Source organism: Paenibacillus qinlingensis (assembly GCF_013204845.1).
In the GTDB taxonomy this organism is placed as follows: domain Bacteria; phylum Bacillota; class Bacilli; order Paenibacillales; family NBRC-103111; genus Paenibacillus_E; species Paenibacillus_E qinlingensis.
On record NZ_JABMKY010000010.1, the window covers coordinates 203,229 to 223,394 of the forward strand.

23 protein-coding genes and 1 pseudogene are annotated in these 20,166 nt (G+C 41.8%); 14 read left to right on the forward strand and 10 right to left on the reverse strand.

The window, feature by feature from the left end:
* Positions 1–7 precede the first annotated feature (7 nt).
* The gene (locus HQN88_RS19425) at positions 8–331 is read right to left on the reverse strand and encodes a hypothetical protein (RefSeq protein ID WP_173115566.1); all 324 of its coding nucleotides are present in this window, start codon (positions 329–331) and stop codon (positions 8–10) included.
* Positions 332–827: 496 nt separating this feature from the next.
* Positions 828–1,130: a hypothetical protein gene (locus HQN88_RS19430; protein WP_173115567.1), complete on the reverse strand. Its 303-nt coding sequence runs from the start codon at positions 1,128–1,130 to the stop codon at positions 828–830.
* A 180-nt stretch (positions 1,131–1,310) separates the two neighbouring features.
* Between HQN88_RS19430 and HQN88_RS38130 the strand changes: the two genes are divergently transcribed.
* Positions 1,311–1,436, forward strand: a complete 126-nt coding sequence (locus HQN88_RS38130) for a hypothetical protein (RefSeq protein ID WP_274319710.1) — start codon at positions 1,311–1,313, stop codon at positions 1,434–1,436.
* Between the two features lie 369 nt (positions 1,437–1,805).
* On the opposite strand, the gene HQN88_RS19435 is transcribed toward HQN88_RS38130, so the two are convergent.
* Both HQN88_RS19435 and HQN88_RS19440 read right to left on the reverse strand, forming a co-directional pair.
* Complete coding sequence (locus HQN88_RS19435; protein WP_173115569.1) at positions 1,806–3,257, reverse strand: IS1182 family transposase; 1,452 nt, start codon at positions 3,255–3,257, stop codon at positions 1,806–1,808.
* Positions 3,258–3,584: 327 nt separating this feature from the next.
* The gene (locus tag HQN88_RS19440) at positions 3,585–5,081 is read right to left on the reverse strand and encodes an MGH1-like glycoside hydrolase domain-containing protein (protein WP_173115571.1); all 1,497 of its coding nucleotides are present in this window, start codon (positions 5,079–5,081) and stop codon (positions 3,585–3,587) included.
* A 138-nt stretch (positions 5,082–5,219) separates the two neighbouring features.
* Here HQN88_RS19440 and HQN88_RS19445 point away from each other — a divergent pair, with 138 nt between their 5' ends.
* From HQN88_RS19445 to HQN88_RS38445, 5 genes are all read left to right on the forward strand, one after another.
* Entirely contained in the window at positions 5,220–6,128 is a 909-nt protein-coding gene (locus tag HQN88_RS19445) for an AraC family transcriptional regulator (RefSeq protein WP_173115573.1), read from the forward strand.
* A 443-nt stretch (positions 6,129–6,571) separates the two neighbouring features.
* A complete protein-coding gene (locus tag HQN88_RS19450; RefSeq protein ID WP_173115575.1) occupies positions 6,572–6,922 on the forward strand; it encodes a hypothetical protein in 351 nt (116 codons plus the stop codon).
* Between the two features lie 249 nt (positions 6,923–7,171).
* Positions 7,172–7,714, forward strand: a complete 543-nt coding sequence (locus tag HQN88_RS19455) for a GNAT family N-acetyltransferase (protein WP_173115577.1) — start codon at positions 7,172–7,174, stop codon at positions 7,712–7,714.
* 153 nt (positions 7,715–7,867) lie between these two features.
* Positions 7,868–8,209: a DMT family transporter gene (locus tag HQN88_RS38440; RefSeq protein ID WP_337995204.1), complete on the forward strand. Its 342-nt coding sequence runs from the start codon at positions 7,868–7,870 to the stop codon at positions 8,207–8,209.
* Positions 8,210–8,261: 52 nt separating this feature from the next.
* The gene (locus HQN88_RS38445) at positions 8,262–8,732 is read left to right on the forward strand and encodes a DMT family transporter (protein ID WP_337995205.1); all 471 of its coding nucleotides are present in this window, start codon (positions 8,262–8,264) and stop codon (positions 8,730–8,732) included.
* Positions 8,733–9,138: 406 nt separating this feature from the next.
* Here the strand turns inward: HQN88_RS38445 and HQN88_RS19465 are convergent, their stop codons facing one another.
* The gene (locus tag HQN88_RS19465; protein WP_173115580.1) at positions 9,139–9,357 is read right to left on the reverse strand and encodes a hypothetical protein; all 219 of its coding nucleotides are present in this window, start codon (positions 9,355–9,357) and stop codon (positions 9,139–9,141) included.
* Positions 9,358–9,452: 95 nt separating this feature from the next.
* On the opposite strand from HQN88_RS19465, the gene HQN88_RS19470 reads away from it, so the two are divergent.
* From HQN88_RS19470 to HQN88_RS19495, 6 genes and pseudogenes are all read left to right on the forward strand, one after another.
* Positions 9,453–9,800 (forward strand): histidine phosphatase family protein, encoded by a 348-nt coding sequence (locus HQN88_RS19470; protein WP_274319718.1) that lies wholly within the window; start codon positions 9,453–9,455, stop codon positions 9,798–9,800.
* A gap of 122 nt (positions 9,801–9,922) precedes the next feature.
* A complete protein-coding gene (locus HQN88_RS19475) occupies positions 9,923–10,222 on the forward strand; it encodes a hypothetical protein (protein WP_173115584.1) in 300 nt (99 codons plus the stop codon).
* Between the two features lie 92 nt (positions 10,223–10,314).
* Positions 10,315–10,638 carry a hypothetical protein gene (locus tag HQN88_RS19480; protein ID WP_173115586.1) on the forward strand — a complete coding sequence of 108 codons (324 nt, stop codon included), beginning with the start codon at positions 10,315–10,317 and terminating at the stop codon, positions 10,636–10,638.
* Positions 10,628–11,092, forward strand: coding sequence for a hypothetical protein (locus HQN88_RS19485; protein ID WP_173115588.1), 465 nt, complete (start codon positions 10,628–10,630; stop codon positions 11,090–11,092). The genes HQN88_RS19480 and HQN88_RS19485 overlap by 11 nt, the downstream gene beginning before the upstream one ends.
* Positions 11,093–11,241: 149 nt before the next feature.
* The gene (gene sigK, locus HQN88_RS19490) at positions 11,242–11,769 is read left to right on the forward strand and encodes an RNA polymerase sporulation sigma factor SigK (protein ID WP_173115590.1); all 528 of its coding nucleotides are present in this window, start codon (positions 11,242–11,244) and stop codon (positions 11,767–11,769) included.
* 72 nt (positions 11,770–11,841) lie between these two features.
* Positions 11,842–12,389 (forward strand): annotated as a pseudogene (locus HQN88_RS19495) (ABC transporter ATP-binding protein).
* Positions 12,390–12,525: 136 nt separating this feature from the next.
* Here the strand turns inward: HQN88_RS19495 and HQN88_RS19500 are convergent.
* The 3 genes from HQN88_RS19500 to HQN88_RS19510 are packed head-to-tail and all read right to left on the reverse strand — an operon-like array spanning position 12,526 to position 15,406.
* A complete protein-coding gene (locus HQN88_RS19500; RefSeq protein ID WP_173115592.1) occupies positions 12,526–13,311 on the reverse strand; it encodes an ABC transporter permease in 786 nt (261 codons plus the stop codon).
* Positions 13,312–13,340: 29 nt separating this feature from the next.
* Positions 13,341–14,333, reverse strand: a complete 993-nt coding sequence (locus HQN88_RS19505; RefSeq protein ID WP_173115594.1) for an Ldh family oxidoreductase — start codon at positions 14,331–14,333, stop codon at positions 13,341–13,343.
* A gap of 26 nt (positions 14,334–14,359) precedes the next feature.
* The gene (locus tag HQN88_RS19510; protein ID WP_173115596.1) at positions 14,360–15,406 is read right to left on the reverse strand and encodes an aliphatic sulfonate ABC transporter substrate-binding protein; all 1,047 of its coding nucleotides are present in this window, start codon (positions 15,404–15,406) and stop codon (positions 14,360–14,362) included.
* Between the two features lie 120 nt (positions 15,407–15,526).
* Between HQN88_RS19510 and HQN88_RS19515 the strand changes: the two genes are divergently transcribed.
* Positions 15,527–16,432 carry a LysR family transcriptional regulator gene (locus tag HQN88_RS19515; RefSeq protein WP_173115598.1) on the forward strand — a complete coding sequence of 302 codons (906 nt, stop codon included), beginning with the start codon at positions 15,527–15,529 and terminating at the stop codon, positions 16,430–16,432.
* Between the two features lie 35 nt (positions 16,433–16,467).
* Here HQN88_RS19515 and HQN88_RS19520 read toward each other — a convergent pair whose 3' ends face one another.
* Positions 16,468–17,238, reverse strand: a complete 771-nt coding sequence (locus HQN88_RS19520; RefSeq protein WP_420794188.1) for an ABC transporter ATP-binding protein — start codon at positions 17,236–17,238, stop codon at positions 16,468–16,470.
* A gap of 221 nt (positions 17,239–17,459) precedes the next feature.
* The gene (locus HQN88_RS19525) at positions 17,460–19,037 is read right to left on the reverse strand and encodes a HEAT repeat domain-containing protein (protein ID WP_173115602.1); all 1,578 of its coding nucleotides are present in this window, start codon (positions 19,035–19,037) and stop codon (positions 17,460–17,462) included.
* Between the two features lie 139 nt (positions 19,038–19,176).
* Here HQN88_RS19525 and HQN88_RS19530 point away from each other — a divergent pair, with 139 nt between their 5' ends.
* Positions 19,177–20,076, forward strand: coding sequence for an AraC family transcriptional regulator (locus tag HQN88_RS19530; protein ID WP_246320331.1), 900 nt, complete (start codon positions 19,177–19,179; stop codon positions 20,074–20,076).
* Positions 20,077–20,166: the final 90 nt, after the last annotated feature.

Genomic DNA, 20,166 nt, shown 5'->3' on the forward strand with positions numbered 1-20,166 from the left:
GAGGCTGCTAAATAAAGCCTTGTATACTACAACCGTAATTCAAAACGAGATGAGGCAGAAAACAACTCTGCTTCATCCCGTTTTGCTTGTTGATATCCGTTTTAACTAGTTCAAGCTGTAGATAGAGATTTGGCATGGAATGAATAATCCAATACTTATGCATTTTAAACTGCTGTGTTAAAGCACTAGGTGCTTCATGAATGACATATTGACCACATCCTTGAACTGGATTAAGGTTGGAGAAATCAATATCAAAGTTTCTCATAGACATTGGCGGCCCTGAACTGATGAAAAGAGCCAGAGGGAAAGCTGTCCCTTGAGCTTTTTTCATGTTGAATTAGCAAACAATTTAATTTATCATCCCGATTTCAAGTAATTTTTTCTTGATACCCTCTAGTTTTATTCTTTTTAACTCCACAGTAACGTAACGGACTATTTCAGGTTTGTCAGATACTCTATGAAGTAAGTCGAAAAGTAATGTCTGACAAGTTTGTCCGAGACCTCTAACCTCCATTAAATCAGTCCGAGTTGCGTTTAATAGGTTCTCGACATTTTGATAACCCGCGCTATTTAGTGCCTTCATGATCCTTGTCAGATTTGCTTCCCTATCAGTATCATTTCTAGCCTCAAAGATGCATGATATATCTTCCTTAAAAAGTATTTCTGGAATAGAAAAAAATGTTTGATTGGTGTGTTTTTGTCTTCTAACATAGTTGATTCACCTCAGTATAGGTGGACTATTCAGGCTGCATACTAATAAAAGATGAAGAAGATGTACGAGTTAATTGAGAAGATGGGGACGTAGCTTTAATTTTTTTGTTTTAAAGTTAAAGAAAACGCTGAATGTATCTTTTAACAGCAGATGTTTGCATGTCTTTCCAATCGGTAAATTGTGTCTGTTGAGCTACATGAGCATCGAACAGATCAAGTGGTAGGTTCCTGAAGTCCATTTGGTTTTGAACTTCAAACCCTCCTGCCTTTACAAATTCTTCAAACGAACGAAATTTTGTGAATTTTTTCATAAAATCTGAATTAAACAGTTCTCTCAAGAAAACACTTGATGTTTGAGAAAAAGATTTAAGGTCTTTCTGAAGTAGCTTCAGTCTCTTATCATTAATAATGACAGTCATATCCTAGCCCCCTGTCTGCACTACGTCCCATTATTATTAAATCACAAAATGCCGATATGGTAAGATACTTGTAGTCGTCATTAATGGTTATCCACATACATAATTAAAGATATTATCATAAATAGGATTCGAATCGAACGAGATGAATCTAATGGAGATGCAGAAGGGTGGGAATTAGGAATGGTTCAACAGGCAGCAGCGCTTCTTGATATCGACGGGGCTAATATGATTATTAACGCATGGATTTCTCCAACTTGGATGGTTACGGAGGACCTAGAAAAAACAATATCTTTATTGGTTGGCTAATGAGTTACATAAAACATTTGGGCAATCAAAAGAATAGTTTTATTTAAAAAGCTTTTTAAGTAGCGCGAAAATATCAAATGAAGTTTTATTGTAAACTATTAGGCTTATTAAGCTAACCATAACCACGAGCATCTTGATTACCAGTCGATGTAGCACTTGCTTTTCAAGCATGTTCGTGATGCAATTCGCTTTTTAAGGCTTGGCTTACGCACCTCAATCTTCATTTTACTTATTCCCCCTTGCCTAACGCGAGGCCACTGAAGAACTCGCCCTTTTAGTTCTAAAGGGGGCCATTTACAAAAAGAAGACATCCCCCACTCTGGAAGATGTCTTCTTTTTGCGTATTTAGGCTTTTCGGTACTTACAGTTTCAATCGTTTAGCTTTAGAATCCGCTTTAGATTTACCGCGAAAATCGCCATTGCTCCTTGAATCTCGATGCCTAATACACCCGAGGATGTGGCTACATCATACCCGTGCCTGTGTTTTAACTCGCTGTTTTTCGCTTCAATATTGTAGCGTTCCCTCGAATTCGCTTTGAAATCTTCACTCTCTTGAAATGTCATTTGCTCGGAGTGCTCGTCGGACTTTATGCTGACGGAATAGCTTTTTGACTTGGCTCCTTCCTTGTAACACCCTTCACGAAGAGGACATCGCTTACATTTCGACACATCAAAATAATAGGTAGTCGTCTGGTTCTTGCTGACGCCTTTTTTCCCTTGCCGCGCTTTACGCGTCGCCAAATGACCTGCTTTGCAAACATACAAACCTGCGTCTTTGTTAAATTCAAACTCATCTTCCTTTTTTCGGTTTCCCTGGGTAACCACGGGGTTCAGTTTGGCTATCAATTCAATATGGTTTGTCTTGCTGTAGATGAGATTGTCCTTCTCTGAGTACGCCATGTCGCCAGTCACCGTGCGAACATCCATGCCTGCGGCTTTACTCTTTTCGATGAGTTCTTGTAGTTGCTTACCATCGTTCTTTTCACCTGTTGTTATGATGGCTGCTGTAATAATACGTTCCTCAGTCATCGCCAGATGTGTCTTGTACCCAAAGAAAGCGGAGTCCGGGCTCTTATGTCCAACTCGTGCGTCAACATCTTCTGAAATTCGAAGCTGCTCTACATCCTCTAAAACAGTTTCCTTTAATAAGTTTAGGGTTTCCTGAAGTTTGGGTACTAAAGGAATACCTAACTCGTTTTCTACGGTATGTATGAGCTTTTGGCAATAACTGAGCTCATCTTTCAAATCAGTATTGGTATTTTTGGTTGGGAGCTTGCCCTTTAAGTTTTCGTCTATCATATAGAGAGCTTTACGCACCTTACGTGCTCGATCCTGCAAGATTTCTTGAGGAGACTTGTGGTTGTAACGGGCTTTGGTGTGGGTGGCATCGACAATAATAGCCGTGCTCTTGAGAATTCCCTTCTCGGTGGCAAGTTGCACAGTTTTCTCAATGAACAAATCCAGCAAATTCATGTCTTTCAAACGAAGTTTGCGAAATTTGGTCAAAGAACTTGGATCCATAACAGGGTCTTCTGGAGCCATACCCAGAAAATATTTGAAGGATATATCGTAACGAGAACGCTCAACAATGTCGACATCGGACAAATCGAAAATAGCCTTTAACAACAAGTATTTAAACATTCGGATTGGATCAATGGCATTACGACCATTATCGAGACAGTAATTGACCTGAAGTTCTTCGTATATGAATGAAAAATCCACGAGTTCATTAATTTGTCGAAGCAAATTATCCTTTGGGACAATTAAATTATAGAGTGCAACATAAGGATTTAACACTAAAGTTTGTTGTTTTTGGATCACTCGACTCACCCTTATTCCAATGATAATAAAAGTATACAAGAAAAAGGTGCAGTCTCCTCACATTTTTGCGAGAAAACTACACCTTTGTTCAGTTTGACTGTTTCAGTGGCCTCCATAAGCGAACTGAGAACTTTCGAAGGTACAGGTCTACAGTTAGAGCATGCGGAAACGTATGTACCATCAGTCCTGGCGCGGCTGCCATTTCAATTTGGTAGCTGCTTTACACTTAATGGCGAAAACCATTGAGTGAATTTACAAAAGTAAATATTACTAACGAACTTTATTTTCCACTTTTACTGAAGCATTCTTGAAAAAATCATTCAACACCTAACCTAGCATCAAAGTTTCTTTCCCGCCGTCCCATTTCACGACAAGGGTGACAGGAACATTGGATTCCGCAATGATTACCGGCTTCTCCTTCGGAGAAGTTCTCTTCTCACAGCGGAGCTGAAGGATACCGTTGTTTCCGTAGGGGTATCTGGAAATACCATGGGCATCTAGAAGCCTTACATCCCATTCAAGGGTATCATTGGGCACATCCGGTTTCAGGCCGAAAACATATTCGAAAAGAACGGCGATTGGCGGAAGCCCGGACCATCCGACGAAATTCGGCATGGCAGGGTTTCCGGGAGCCGCTTTCTCAGGGGAATAGTTCTCCCAAAGAGTACCTGTGCTCTCATAAACCTTCAAGACATAGTCTAAATGCTTTATTGCAATCTCATGAGCCAAAGCGTCATCCCCGTTTTTATGAAGGCCTTTCAGCACCATATAATTGGTTGGGGCCCAAACTCCGCCTCTCCAGTAGCCGCCATCCTCTTTATACTCCGGATGATCGGCGGATAGAGTTGGGATCGGATGGGGACGATTAAACTCGTTCTCGTTGCCCAGATGGGAGATGAACCTGACCATTTGATCATCCGGCACGATATCGGCGTGCAAAGCCCAGTAGGCCCCGATGGACTTGACATGGTTCAGCTCCCCGCTTTTCCAGAGATCGTAGTAAAAGGCACTGTCGGGATCCCACAGCTTACGGTTCACGAAATCTGAAAGTAAGGCAATTTCTTCCTCGAACTCCTGCATCTCCGGTCTTCTGCCGATGACGTCGCTCATCTTAACGAGCAGTTTCGCGCTTAGAATCTGCTGGATGCAGGCATCTACCCAGACCATGTGCCCGTGGGAAAAGGATTCGTGGTATTTCTTTTCCAACCTGGGGGTGTTGTCCATGCCGCAGCCCCAACCTGAGGACCAATAGCTTCCGTCACTCCAGGTTCTGAATTCCTTCAACCACAAGTGATAAGCGGCCAATACAGGAAACACCTTTTCCAAGCGCTCCTTTTCCCCGTAATTCAAATAATATTCCCACTCCGTAAAAGGCAGGATATTCGGTCCTGTGCTGACCACGTCAAATCGGTGAAACCTGTCCTTGCCGTCGACCTCGTTGATCTCCCGGCAGATAAAACCGTCCCTGTGCTGCTTGGCATACAGGTTGTCTAAGGTCTTTTGAAAATCAAATGCATGCTTTCCGTATCTCGCAAAGAGCAAGATAAAACTGGAATCCCACATAAACAGGCAGTTGTTAAAGGCGGTGTCAATGTAATTCGTCACGAACCCATTTTCGGGCATCGGTTTTTTTAGGTTTTTAAAAGCCAGCTCCCAAGCCTTCCAATAGCAGGAAATGGCAACATCATGGCCTTCCCAAAAGGGTCCAGGCAAAACCTCCTTCACATTCTCAAAAATCGGTAGATCCTTCTTTTCCGCTGCCATCTTCAAAAAGACATTTTCCTTTACGAACTGGTTATCCACATACATATCCAAATAGCTCATTATCTTCAACCTCTCTATTAATAAATCCAATATTTCTGCATCTTAACATAACTGCAATGTAAGTATAATGTTGATAATGGATTAAATCTCACGTTATAATATACGATAATCCTACCATTCTGTTAAAAGAGGGCTAAAATGAAAAAAACTAAAGCACTGGTTTATGAAGGACCGTCGGAAAAGCCTGATTTTCCGGTGCGGATCTCCTACAACGACTCCCGAAATGTGATGCATGATTCGGACCGGCTTGTGTACTGCCATTACCATGATGAATTTGAATTCAATTATGTCATAGAGGGAAGTATCGTAATGGAGATCGATACCAATCTCATTCGCGTCTGCGCGGGAGATGCCGTCATCATCAACAGAAAAGAGATCCATAGCGGTTATTGCGAGAACGGGGAGCATTGCCGCATGTTCGGAATCATTTTCAAACTCGACATGTTGTGCAGTCATGAGCCCGACGCCTGCCAAAGCAAATATCTCGATCCGTTCCTTTGCGGACAGTATAAATTCCCCTCATATATTCCGAATGTACCCGGTTGGCAATCGAAGGTGATATCCGAAATAGTTCGCATCGTCGAATCGCTCCAGCAACAGCCCTTCGGATACGAATGGAAAATTAAATCCAGTTTATTCTCCATTATGGCTGAAATCATTGCAAACAAAGCATTTCTTACCCATAACGGGCAGAAATGTTTGCTCAATGAAAAGCTGGACCGGTTTCAAAAAACCATTGCGTATATACAGGAACGATATAACAGCCACATTACTATAGAAGACCTTGCAGGGGTTGCGGGGATCAGCGTGGATCATTTTTATAAATTTTTCAAGCAGATATCGGGGGAATCCCCTGTGACGTACGTCAACCGCCATCGGATACGGATGGCCTCCAACCTGTTGAAGTACACCGATTTATCAGTTCTAGATATTGCCCTCCAGATCGGCTTTGATAATGTCAGCTATTTTATCAAGACATTTAAGAAGTACACAGGCTTTACGCCAAGAGTATGGAGAAAAAAAAACGGGATGGTGGCTTACAACTGATCCTTACAATTAGGGGGGAGGGAATTTCGTTGAATTGGCTGACTGCACTTCGTCGGCGAAACAAAAGAATATTTCGCGAGCAGCACGGCGGCGTACATATTTTATTGTTTTACCTCCTTGCTATATTAGCAATAGTATGGATATGGGTTGTTATCGTGAATTTGATGCTACAAAGGGTTGTAACTGACAAAACAAACAAAGCCCCTTGTAGACCATGCGACACACGCTGCATCTTTAGATATACCAAAAGAGTATGTTCTTTAGGTTTTTTGGTTTTTTTTAGGGGGTTAATGAATGAGGATATGGCGTTAATAGCTACTTAGTTAAGAAGAAATCGAACCTGTTGCTGAACTATACGATCGGGCAGTTATCCTCATTTATAAAAAAAAGGAAGTTGTAAAGTACTAGTTGAATAACTCAATGTGAAAAAAGTGGGTAATTCTGTGGGGGATGAATTAAATATTACGAGGGCTAAGTATACGTTCGAAGCGAAAGAAAATCCAATACTTTTAGAAGAATGGAAAAACTATATTTCCAATGATGATGATTTAAAGTTTCAGATAGAGGACATTTCAGTAACACTTCCTAATGGAAATGTACTATCAATGAAAAGTGGTGAAGGAATGGCATCCTGGGATTATAACGGAGAAACAGTATATCTCCGTTATTCAAGGGGGCTTATATTGGCTCCTTTTCATCATTACAGCGATGAACCTCAATATATCGAAAAGTTAAAGTCAATACCAACTAAATTAAATGCTCAACTCCTTGGGGATGAGCAAGAGGAGTACTGATTTTATCGACATATTCATTAGGTTAACGGTGAACGAGAGTTCAATAGCAACATGAAGAGGCAGCCAGCCCGGGTGGATTGGTAGCCTTTTCTTAAGTAACGGACAGAATTACTGCGACCGCGGATAATCGGAGATTGTTTATGCATTTTGATACAAAATGATCTGGGTAAGTAACTCATAAAATCAATATCTGAATATTTCAGCCTGTGGTATAATTATCCAATATCTTAGTTTGCGGGGATGGTGCAGATGTCGGAGCAACAAGTGTACGTCCGGTTCCCTGAGGAGGCGGACGCCGAAGAATTGTCAGCAATGTACAAACGAAATAGGGAGTTCTTTGAAAAGTTTTCGCCAAGCAACCCGGAGGAGTATTATACCGAGGAGCATCAGCTCCAAACGATTATTAAGAGCAAGGCCGACATGTTGGAGGATCGGAGATATGCCTTCGTGGTATGCCACAAGGAGGACGACCGGATTATTGGTAACATAGGGCTGTCCTTTGTGGTGCGGGGACCGCTTCAAAGCTGCATGATCGGATACAGCCTAGACCAGGCTTATAACGGCAAGGGATATATGACGGAGGCAGTAAAGCAGGTGGTACGATATGCCTTTGAGGAGAAGAAGTTTCACCGGATCGTCGGGGAAGCCTCCACCCGGAATCCCGGATCTATCCGTGTGCTTGAGAATGCCGGCTTTCACAAAGAAGGCATCTCCCGGAGCAACGTGAAGATCAACGGGGTGTGGGAGGATCATCAGGTTCTGGCTCTTATCAATCCGTCCGGGGATATCTAGTAAAATAATGGAAGACATTAGTGTGGGGCTGCTTTAGCGCGGCTCCTTTTTGTTTATTCAACAAACAGGCAGTTTTACGAAATAATGAAGTGGAATTCAACCATAATATGGTATGATAAAGCATATTTGTACTATGAGTTCGGAGGTTAATCGGTGAATCGTTTTTATTTCGCATCTTTGCTAATTGTTACCACAGCTTTAATGGGTTCATCATTTGTGGTGGGGAAAATAGGTGTGTCATACATCTCACCTCTTCTTTTAGCAGGGCTTAGATTCTTTATGGCTGGGGTTTTAATGGCTATTTTTGTTAGAAAATACACTCACCCTCATCTCTTAGTAGATTGGATAAAGATTATTGTAATCGGATTCTTTCAAACTGTTGGGGTTATGGGATGCATTTTCGTTAGCCTTCGAACGAACACTGCTGGTGAATCTTCGATTCTAACTTTTATGAATCCCCTTATTTGTTGTGATCCTCAGCACAATATTTATTAGGATAAGATATAAACCTGTTCAACGGTTAGGAGTAATCTCAGGTTGTATAGGAATGATAATTTTAGGTCTTTTACAGTGGAGTAGTGGAACAATTATTGGTTTAATAGGTGGACTATGTTGGGCAATCGCGACTTTGCTTATTAAAAAATTTAACCTTTCATGTAGCGTTTGGGTTTTAACTGCATATCGAATGTTATTTGGCGGTATATTGTTAACGATGGCAAACCTTTTAATGGAAGACATTAGGTTTACTTATAATTTTATTTCCGTTTTATCTTTAACATATTTGTCATTGTTTGGTTCAATTGCTCGGTTTGCCTTGTGGTTTTACTTACTATCTAAAGGCGACTCTACTAAAACTAGTGCATTCCATTTTCTTGCTCCGGTTTTTGGCGTTTTATTTGGATATCTATTTTTGGCCGAACCGTTGCATAAAGAAATAGCTGTAGGAGCAGTATTAGTGTGCGTTGGTATTTTTCTAGTTAGCAGGTCTCCTTATAAAAAAGATATAATAAATAAATAAAACCTGAGCAAACAGGAGAACTAGAATTTGCTTATTGAGCTCTAACGGGTAACGCTAGTTCAATACAAACAGATTTAAACCTCTCATTAGAAGAAAACCTAAACTTAATGGACTAATGGAAGGTTTTATTAGGCGAAAAGAAGTAAAGACCGGACTAAAGTTGAGTGCTTTCTTTCGGTCTTTTGCATTCCTATTTATTTTTGTGCGGTGTGAGTCCCGTTGACTATGAACAAATCAAAGTATCAATTAAAGGGAAACTGATCTTGAAGTATTTTTGCGGAATTCTCCTGTGGCCACTTCGGTCTTTTATTCATCCGGATACATATCTTTAAACCCTAGCATCGAAAATTTGAACCGATACGCCTAATATTTCCTCGAGCATTTTGTTCAATATCAGAATTACCCTTTAAGGATCATTTTTAATAATTAAACAGATTTCTAACTGATAACCTTTTTGCTTAAATTGTTTGTAGAACTCATGTTGAATTGGGAAAATGGGTAACTTACTCATTTCACTTTCAGGCATATTCGTTTTGAAAATAATTACATCTCTATTTGAAAGTTTACTTACAGAAAAGCCCGTAAACTCAGAAATATCATGTAGAGAATAGCCTTTATCAATCATTTTTTTTTACTGTCTCTAACTGCCTTTTTTCAATCGCAAGCTCGATCCGCGCAATTTCGTCCGCTTGACCTTTCAAACCGGTTGACTTTTTCGATGTGCGGCTGCGTGAAATGGATAGAGGAAAAATCGCCGACACGATTGAAGCGGAACGGGTTGCACGTTGGGGGGAGAACTGGAATGAGCTCGATATGAACCAAGAAACCCATGAGTCCATCCATGCGCGCGGAATCGACTTTGTTCGCGATATAGCTTCGTGGTATGCTGGGCAGAAGGTGCTTGTCGTTACTCATGGTTATTTTCTTGGGCAAACCTTTAAGGAGTTAATGAAGGACGAGTCAACTGGTTACGAATTGCGCAATACGTCCGTCACCACGATCATTAATAACGGCGAGAAGTCGGAGTATGTGTTGTATGACTGTATCAGACACTTGTCAGAGAATTAATACGGGAAAGCAAACATCCGGCTAAATTTTTCGAGCTAATCTAATATAGAGGAGAGTATTAGTATGGAAACAAATTGCGAATGTAAATTGCAGTGGTTGTACTATTTTGTATGAGTTTGCTGATGTTACATGTAACATCATTTGCAGCTGCTCCTGCTGAAGCTGGCGTTTATTTTATCAACCTTGGTGAAAAAGGAAATGCGACCTTGATAAAAACGATTAGTGGTACTAGGACAAGCCATGGGTTGGTTGACACGGGAACGAGTGGAGATTACACAACTTATGTAGCGCCATACTTAAGCTCCGTACTTGGATCGACAAAATTGTCTTTTATCGCCTTCTCCCATATGCATGGGATCATGCAGGTGGTGCCGAAGCTGCAATCGCTAGTTTTGGGGATGCCAACACGATACTCTATATAAAGGACGTAGCAGATTCGTCTTCAACTTATTCCGGTGAATCTAGCATTGGCACTAGAGCCGATACGATCATAGTTGCAGCGAAAGCTAAAAGCATGTCGATCGGTAAAATAAAGCCTTATGAAGCTTTTGAAAATGATGTTGGGTCTTTATCGGAGCTTAGAGGGTTATCCGCTAACAAATTCAAGGCAAAAATAGAAAAGTTTACTAAAAATGCACAAGTTGTATCCGTTGGCGTATATGATACGATTCCATTTGGTATATTTACAATGACATGGTTTAATGGAAACGACTGGAATCACGAGTCTATCATTGAACAATTGTCAGGAACATTGGATGAAAACTTGCACGCAGCCACTTTTCTGTTAAAGTGCACAACAAGTACGGGAACAAAATTTCAGAACATACTTGGGCGCTGATGTAGGTGAAAGTAGTAATCAAAATTATTCTTACGAAGTTGGGAAGAAAATACAAGAAATCGTAGGGAATATAAGCGTTTATCAGGTTGCGCATCATGGTTTCTATTATAGTCTCATGCCGGACTCAATCGCTAGCACCCTTAATACTAAGTATGCGATTGTTACTAACAGCTATAATGACATAGTGAATACTCATTATGATAACCATCATATAACGAACCGGACTTCTGCCGATTTGACAGACGCTACCAGCACGCTGAAGGAAACTTTTAATAGTACAGTTCTGCAGAAAATGTACTTTTTAAGTGGAAAAGGTGGCGGAACTGATAATCGAATCATTGATGGCCTGAAAGCAAATAATTATGCACTGCTTAACTGGACCGGATCAACAATCAAATCAGGAAATGTAAATGTTGAATTTGGCGGTACGGATCTCACAATAACACAACCATAGAATCTCCGGTATTATGTAACTGAGTCGACTAAAATTATTAAAAACATCGTCAAGAATTTTTGACGATGTTTTTTTGTCGGGAATGGGAAAAAGTTCTTGTTTGAATGACAACTGGACCAGACTGGCTTCTACAGTAATGAAGCTTTACGTTGCTTCGTGTTCACAACCTCAAGAAATTCGATAACACCGGACAAGATTTGGAAGACTTGATCACCATCGGGACGATTGGATTAATTAAAGCTATCGAGTCATTCTCGCCGAATAAGGGCACGAAGCTGGCGACTTTTGCAGCACGTTGTATCGAGAACGAGATCTTGATGCATCTGCGCTCCTTGAAGAAAACGCGGAAAGATGTGTCCCTACATGATCCCATTGGAACGGATAAAGAAGGGAATGAAATTACACTCATCGACATACTTGGCAGCGAGGCGGACGATGTGGTGGATGCGGTTCAGTTAAAGATTGAGAATTCGATAATTTACAGGAATCTGGAAATTTTGGACGACCGGGAGAAGGAAGTTGTGGTTGGACGGTTTGGGTTAGAGCTTGGCGGCGAAGAGAGGACGCAGCGAGAGATCGCGAAAGAGTTGGGGATTTCTTGTTCCTATGTGTCACGTATTGAGAAGCGGGCGTTAATGAAGCTATATCATGAATTTTATAAGGCGAAGGTAAGGTAGGCAAGGTGAGGGCGACACGTCGGTGAATCGTATTCTTCATTTATTTGGCATCAAATAATGGAGGCGAAGACAATGAAAGCCTTAATTCAGATTGAGCATGTGAGTAAATTTTACCATATGGGTGGGGAAACCATACGGGCGTTGGACGACATTTCGTTAGATATCGCGCACGGTGAGTATGTTGCTATAATAGGGCCGTCGGGATCTGGGAAGTCCACGTTGATGAACATCATCGGTTGTTTGGATGTGTCGGATGAAGGCCAGTATGTTCTGGATGGGAAGCAGATTCACTCGCTGAAGGATTCACAATTAGCTGAGATTCGGAATCGGAAGATTGGGTTTGTTTTTCAGAGCTTCAACTTGCTGCCAAGATTAAATGCGTATGAGAATGTGGAGTTACCGTTGATCTATCGCGGGCTGACGCGGAAACAGCGAGAGCTATTAGTATTACAGGCGTTGGAAGCAGTGGATCTACTCGACCGGAGGAAACACTTTCCTTCGGAACTTTCAGGCGGCTAAATGAGCAGGGACGGACAATTATTGTGATTACGCATGATCGGCAGGTTGCAGAGCAGGCAAAACGGGTAGTGCGCTTTCGGGATGGGCGGTTGGTGCATTAACATGTATACTATCGGCCTTACGATAAAAATCGTAAGGCTTTAATCCGTGTATAAGATGAGTAGAAGAAACCCCGAAAAAATAAAAGAGGTCAACTAGTAATAACTAGCTGACCTTCATGGGCTGAAACTCTTTGTCCTATTTACTATCTACACCGTTATAATTATCTCTCCAGCGAAGAAGCCGATCTTCGAGTTTGCGGACAAAGGAATCTGTAAACTTGCCCACTAGAGCAAATATGACAATTCCGACGAATACAACATCTGTTTGGGCAAATTGTCTCGCATCCGAGATCATGTAGCCTACGCCGGAATTAGCTCCCATCAATTCAGCGACAATAAGGCTCAACCAAGCCATGCCAATCGATAGTCGAACACCAAGTAGAATGTTGGGCATCGCCGAAGGCAATATCAGCTTAGTAATCTGCTTGAATCGACTGAACTCGAGCACACGAGAAACTTCGAACAGCTTAGAATCAATCCCTCGGATACCTAGAAAGGTGTTCAGATAGAGAGGGAAAAAGGCACCTTTTGCAATTAACAATACCTTAGAAAACTCGCCGAATCCGAACCAAAGAATGAATAAAGGCATAATAGCCAAGTGAGGAACAGTTCTAATCATTTGGAGAGTAGGGTCCAAGGTGTATTCCGTTTTTCGAAAAAAGCCTACAAGCAAGCCTGATAGCAGGCCGAGACCGCCACCAATCGCAAAACCGATAACAGCGCGATATATACTGACAGAAAGGTTATCGAATAAAATACCATCGCTAATTAAGCTGATGAAGGCTTTGAAAATGTTGATTGGTGTGGGAAGCAATTGGGGTGCGACCCAATGCAGCGATCCGACCAATTGCCAAACCGCTATAATGATGACAGGCAAAATGAGGCCATACACATATTTCTTATAATTCTCGCGAGTTTTCATAGAAAGTCCTCTTTAGTGGTAGTCTGATGTTATTCATCTCGCAGTTGTTTGTGCATATACGCAATAACAGATTCATGGACGGTAATAACACCAGATGCCAGACTTTCACGGTAGCGCTGTTCGGAGGCTTGGCCAGGATAAGTAATGGACTTGTCTGGATCGAGTGTCGGAATGTTGTTAATTTCGCTCAAAAATCCCGTGATTTGTTCTTTGAAAGACTCTACGGTATGACCGAAGGCGGTAGGATCGATTAATTGGATCAATGCGCCTCTTCCTTTTCCAGGACCTTTGGAGCCAATCGGCACATTAACAAGTGCTCCGCTTAGCATTTCAAATGCCAAAGCAAGTCCAAAGCCTTTATAGCCGCCAAAAGGAGACAAATATTTAACGTCAGCAGGGTTGGTTGTTGGATATCCTTGTTGATCAACACCCCAAGTATCAGGGATGGTTTCCTCATTATATTTGGCTAAAGTTACATGACCCCATGCACGCTCGGAAGTGGCCATATCCAGAACAAACAATGGCTCCGTATGTGGAAAAGCAATACCAATTGGGGTGTTGTTCACGGCAGCTACTGTTCCTCCCGGAGGAGTCATAACGCTTGTACCGCCATAAGCGAATACAAGTGTGATTGCACCCTGCTCGGCGCCATACCTGGCAATCGTACCTGAACAATTAAAACGGGTAATATCCGTTAGGCCGATCGTAATCATTTTACGGTCAGTGAGAAAGGGAATAGCCAAATCAATGGCTTCACGGGCAACAATATGCCCAATGTCTCGATTACCTATGATATGCATGTAAGATCCGTCAAAAGGACCAACCTGATAGGTTCCCTTGTCCTCGAAGGACTCGACAGCATTTCTAAAGAAGGTAATGCCATGAGAGGAGCGGCCTCTGAGGTGAGCTTCCAAATAGTCTTCGGTTACGATTTCTGCTTCACGCTTCGTTGCTCCATGTTTAAGGAGGACTTGTCTGCCAAGCTCTCTCAGCTCCTGAATGGGAAGAGTTACTGTATTCATGATGTAGGATCACCCTGCCTTGTGAATTATTTATTGTTTTTAATATCTTCTAATGCTTGTTTCATGTAAGTGTTGTCAACGACTTTGGATGGATCGACTAATTTGTTAATTGCTTTTTCATTCAGGAGGAATTGGGCGAGATCTTGCTGGCCTTTTACGAACTCATCAGAAACCGGCAGCGTCGCGAAGCTGACATTTTTAATGACGGATTTCACAACGTCTGCATTGAGTTTAGTCCCTTCAGAGTAAATTTTCACAGCTTCATCAAAGTTCTGATTTTGCCACTGCAAGGTTTTCTCTAGTACTTTTAAGTAGGCTGTAACCAGCTCAGGATGTTCTTCAGCGAATTTAGTACGAGCCACGTGGAAGGCTGGGCTAATATAGTTAATATTTGAACCATCAGCTAGCACAATCGCACCGTCATTGACGACAGAAGTAGACAGGTAAGGCTCGCCAATGGCCCAAGCATCAACGGAACCACCGATAAATGCTGCTTTCGCATCGTCGGCAGTAAGTTGAATGGTTTGAATATCTCCTGGTTTCAAGCCCGCCTTATCGATCAATCGGAACAACATATCATAGCCGCTGGTTGCTTTGGCAACGGCGATTTTTTTACCTTTTAATTGTTCAACACTTTTAATTGCACTGCCTTTTTGGACGAGCAAGGCATTGTTTTTGGAACCTGTGCTGCCAACGGCGATTTCTTTGAAAGGAATATCTGCGATTTGCGCAGTAATAACAGGCGTATTGCCCGTTACAGCCAAATCAAGGCGATTCGTAAGGATGGCATCAAATTGGGGCGGTCCGCCTTGTACCTCGAGCCAGTTCACTTTTGCATTATGCTTAGCAAACTCTTCTTCAAACCATTTCTTTTGTTGGGCTAGGACCAGCGGGGCCACTGCGTGCTGAACACCAATATTCACGACAACTTCTTTTTGGGAAGCAGGTGCGCTTGAACTTGGGCTTGGTACAGTGCTGCTCGATGCAGCAGGGCTTGTCTTACTACCGCATGCGGACATAACAAGTAACAAACTTAGCGCCAAAGCGGGGACAGCAATTTTTGAAAATTTCATGAGTAATCTCCCTCTCTTATACCTTGAAGTGGTTTTAGTTTACTATATCCGAGTAAACAAGTATATTAACTATGTGTTATACTGATATAACTTCAGGTTATTGCTAAAAGGGGTTTGGATATGAATATTGAGCAATTAGAATACATTGTGAATATTGCAAGGACAGGTTCGATATCCACAACAGCTGAAATCATGCATGTTTCCCAGGCAGGGATCAGTAAAGCCTTGGCGAGATTGGAGAAAGAGATTGGATTTGAGCTATTTGAACGCACGCGTATAGGGACGCTTCCAACTGACCGTGGGAGAATCATTATTGATAAAGCAAATGAGGCGCTCTTGAAGATTCAAGATGTCAGGGACGCCGTCCTTATGCAAAATGACCACATCGAAGGCGAAGTTCGATTATCTGTGAGCCCGAATTTTATGGCGGTGTTACCAAAGTCCATTGTTTCCTTCAAAAATTACTACCCTTACGTTCGATTAGAAATCATTGAGAAAGATTCCATAGATATTATCGAGGACATAAAGCAAAACAAAACGGACATGGGTTTGATTTATTTGAATCATGAGCCTAAAGTTACCGAGGAACTGTGGTTAACGAAGATGTTCGAATCGCGGGTAGTCATTTGTGTAAGTAAGCATTCATGGCTCGCTACCAAAACCAGCGTTACCCGCAAAGATTTAATTGCACAACCGTTTGTTAGCATAAACGGGAGCTTTTCAAACCGTTACATGGCGCAATTTAAAGAGAAATATGGTCCAGTCAACATTATTTTTACATCGAACAATCAAGAAGTGCTGAAGCGGACGATTGCCGAGGGGGCAGCCATAGGCATTTTCATTGAATTTAGTATTAAAAAGGATCCATTGATAACGAGTGGTGAAATTGTAGCTATTCCTCTGGTGAGTAACGAGAGCAACATCGTAACTTTTGGCTGTGCACGCTCGAAGAAACAGAATTTCCCAAGAACGCATCAAGTATTTTTGAAATATTTATTAAATGAAATTCATACACTCGAAAAATAAAAAAAGATCCGCCTCAATGGCGAATCTTTCGTATTTTAAATGGAGTAAGCGGGTTCCATTTCTTCATGTCCGCCTAGTGCTTGCATAACACGTCTGCGATATTCCAGGAACGTCGTGGAAACATGAGAACGCGGATGATGTAACTCAATAGGAATAATTTCCTTAATTGTGCCAGGTTTAGCTTCCATGACGACAATGCGATCGGCCAAAAAGATGGCTTCATCAATATCGTGAGTGACGAGCAGCATCGTCATCCGGTTCTCACGCCAAATGTCTAGCAGAGCTTTCTGCATATGATTTCGGGTAAAGGCATCTAGAGCTCCAAAGGGTTCATCAAGTAGAAGAAGTGTGGGCTGATGCATAAGTGCGCGCGCGATTGCCACCCGTTGGGACATTCCGCCTGAAAGCTGTTTGGGAAAAGCCTTCTCGAAGCCGGTTAACTTGACTAATTCAATCACTTTTTTCACTTGTTGCCGGACTGCTGGATCTTTGAGAGATTGATTGGCAGCTATATTTTTCTCAACGGTTAACCAAGGGAACAACCGGTGTTCTTGAAAGATGACGCCTTTTTCAATACTTGGCTTTGTCACTGGTTGATCGTCTAAAAGGACTGAGCCTTCATAGTTGACGTCTAGCCCTGCGGCAATCTTTAACAATGTGCTTTTTCCACAGCCGCTTGGGCCAATGATGGCTACAAACTCATCCTGTTGTAATTCCAGATTCACATTGCGCAGTGCGTGGACAGTGCTTTCCTTCGAAACAAACGTTTTGTTCACATGCCTAAATTTTACGTTCGCCATGCTGATTTCACCTCGTATGTAGGAGCTTAAAGAATTGGAGTTATATGAGTTGAAATGTTAATTTAAGTGTTGGGGAAAGTCAAGGGAAATCTTCCATTTGCGCCCGAGGAATACACTGGGATTCATAAGCTCTTATGAAAAATGAATGGGATAGATAGGTAACACAAGAGCAAGAGTAGCTAAATGCTATTCTTGCTCTTGTGTTTATTCTGCTTTCTTATGGCTGTCTAGAAAGTACTAACTTTGCTCGTATCTGGACACCAGCGAGAAGAACGGTAATAACGAATCAAGATATCTACGGCTTCCGCTGTTCGTAGATGGGTGAGCGCTTCCGCTGCATAAGCTCTGACGTAACGGTCTTTGCTATAAAGAGCTTCTTCCAAGGAATGGACAGCTTCGCTTACATCGCCAACATGACCGGTACGAAGCAGTGACAGTGCAGCGGTATACCCAATCTTATTCGTAATGTAACGCTGAGAACCCACATAAGACGTTCTTGATGCTTGATTACTCGAATCTGAGGAGAAGTCATTTTCACTTTCTAAGGATTCCTTCAGAACTTTTGCTAATGCTGAAACAATGGATTCATCAGCATTTTTAATCATACCTAGTGCTTCGACCGCATTTCGGCGAACCCATTCGCTTTCATCTTGTAAACTTAAGATCAGCGCGGAGATAACCTCACCTGCGGAAGATCCAATCATCCCAAGTACGAATGCTGCTAATGCCCTACGTTTTTCATCTTCATGCTTCATAACGCCGAGCAGCTCTGGAATTGCCTCAACACCTGCTGCTTGCAATCCATATGCTGCTCGTTCCGCAATAAGGGTTGAGCCCTTAGCGAGATGACTGATTAGGGTGTTAATACCTTGTGTTCCAAGGTGTCCAAGCGCATAGGTTGCATTTAAAGCTGTTGTTTCGACCGGATCATTTAAAAGAACACCTAGCGAAGAAGCGCAAGAAGAAGCTGCTACTCCTAACAGGCCCAATTCGTCAGCGGATTTTCCACGAATGGTAGGGTCTTCGGACTTAAGGTTTTGCTGTAATGATAACAATCGGTTCTCGGTGGAACTCTTGTTATCTTGTTTTATTATTCGTTCTCCCCGAAGCCAATCCCAAACGTCCTGCCATAAATTTAAGTGGATAGCAGGTGTTCCTTCCGGTATAATCATCTCCTTGTTTTGATGATTCCAGGTTGGAAACTCAGGTGCACGCAATCTAAGGAATTGAAATTTAAGCATATATCGATCTAATTGTGTTACATTAAGCGATGCTCTATGCCATAAGTCAAAATGCACGAGCACCATAGTGCCTGCTTTCCCTGTGGGTAACAAAGTTTCGCCTTGTGCGTCGATAAATTTTTCGTAATATTGCGTTCCTGGCATGATTGCAGTAGGGCCTAAATCTTCTGTAATATCGTGAGTGTAGTAGAAAATCATTGCCCACCACGGACGGTGGCTGCGCATAGAAGACCAATAGCCGTCTTTGTGCCATTGTCCGCCCCCAGGAGTTTCATTTCCAGGTTGATTGTAATGACAGTGGCGATGAGGATGCATGTAATAATCGGGACCTAGTACACTGCTTAAGGCTCCCTTGACGGTCGGTGTATCGAACAGTTGTTGAATGTCTGGGACGCGTGGCAGGATGTTGTTTCCTGGATTTCCCTCATTGTGCATAACATGATTAATCTGATTCATGATGCTTTGATGAAGCTGATTAGGTAATTCGTTTCGTAGAACAAGATAACCTTTTGTAATAAAGTGCAACATTTGCTCGTCAGTCAACAAATAATTGGTTTCTATCATTCTAAAACCTCCCTAGAAAGTATCATCTTCACTTAGAAATACTACAATATTTGAAATATTTTGTATTTGCATAATCGTCAAATATTTGTACAATCGTCATATCAAATATTTTAAATGTGGTTGTTAGGAGGTGTTGTTAATGGTGCTGGATTTCGCCGAGTTTCATCCTTATGTGTATTATGCAACCAGGTATCCTTTCTCAAAGTCTCAGACTAGCAACAATCGAATTTGTTATACGTCCTCACTATACTTGATAAGCGAAGGTAGAGGTGTCATTCAAATAGGTGGCCGCACTTATGAAACGGTAGCAGGTTCTCTCGTGTTCATTCCTGCTGGGCAGCTCCATCATTGGGTTGCCGACGGTCAAGAACCAATGGTTCACATTTGCTGTTATTTCGATTGGTCATATATTGCCCGCCGAGTCGATTTCACGGATCCGGGCAGAATTTGTTTTGATGTTAATACACTGAATCCTTCCCTGATCGGTCCCCAATTTCCATATTCTTTACCCGAGCATGTGAAAGTAGAAAAGCTGCAAATATGGATGGATTTTTTTGAAAAATTTTATACAGATAACTGCTATACCAACGAGAAGACATATATCCGTAATTTAAGAATTCAGAGCAATTTCCAACAGTTTATCGAGTTTTTTCTAACCTTTGCTTTGAAAGAAGAGCATATCCCTAATCTTCGCATGTCCAAGTTACTTGATAGCTTGGATCAGGATCTTATACTAGGCAAGCTGCAGTCACTAGAAACGTATTACAGAGAATTAGGCATAAGTCGTGGTTATTTTTTTGACTTATTTAAACAAGTAACCGGAGTACCACCTACACAATATGTCATTCAATTTAGGATTAACCGTGCGAAAGAGGATCTCCTCTATACAAATCTGAACATCACTGAAATTGCGGAGAAACATGGTTTTTCATCTATCCATTACTTTTCGAAGCTATTCCGTAAGATATATGGTCGATCACCACGAGAGTACCGAGAAGAGAAACATATAGAAGACCTTGCCATTAGAGATTTTGGATGAACGAGAGAAGGAAGTTGTTGTCGGCCGTTTCGGGATGGTCGGTTAGTTCATTGAAATCATGTGTTTGTTTGAGTTGTATTTTGAATTTAA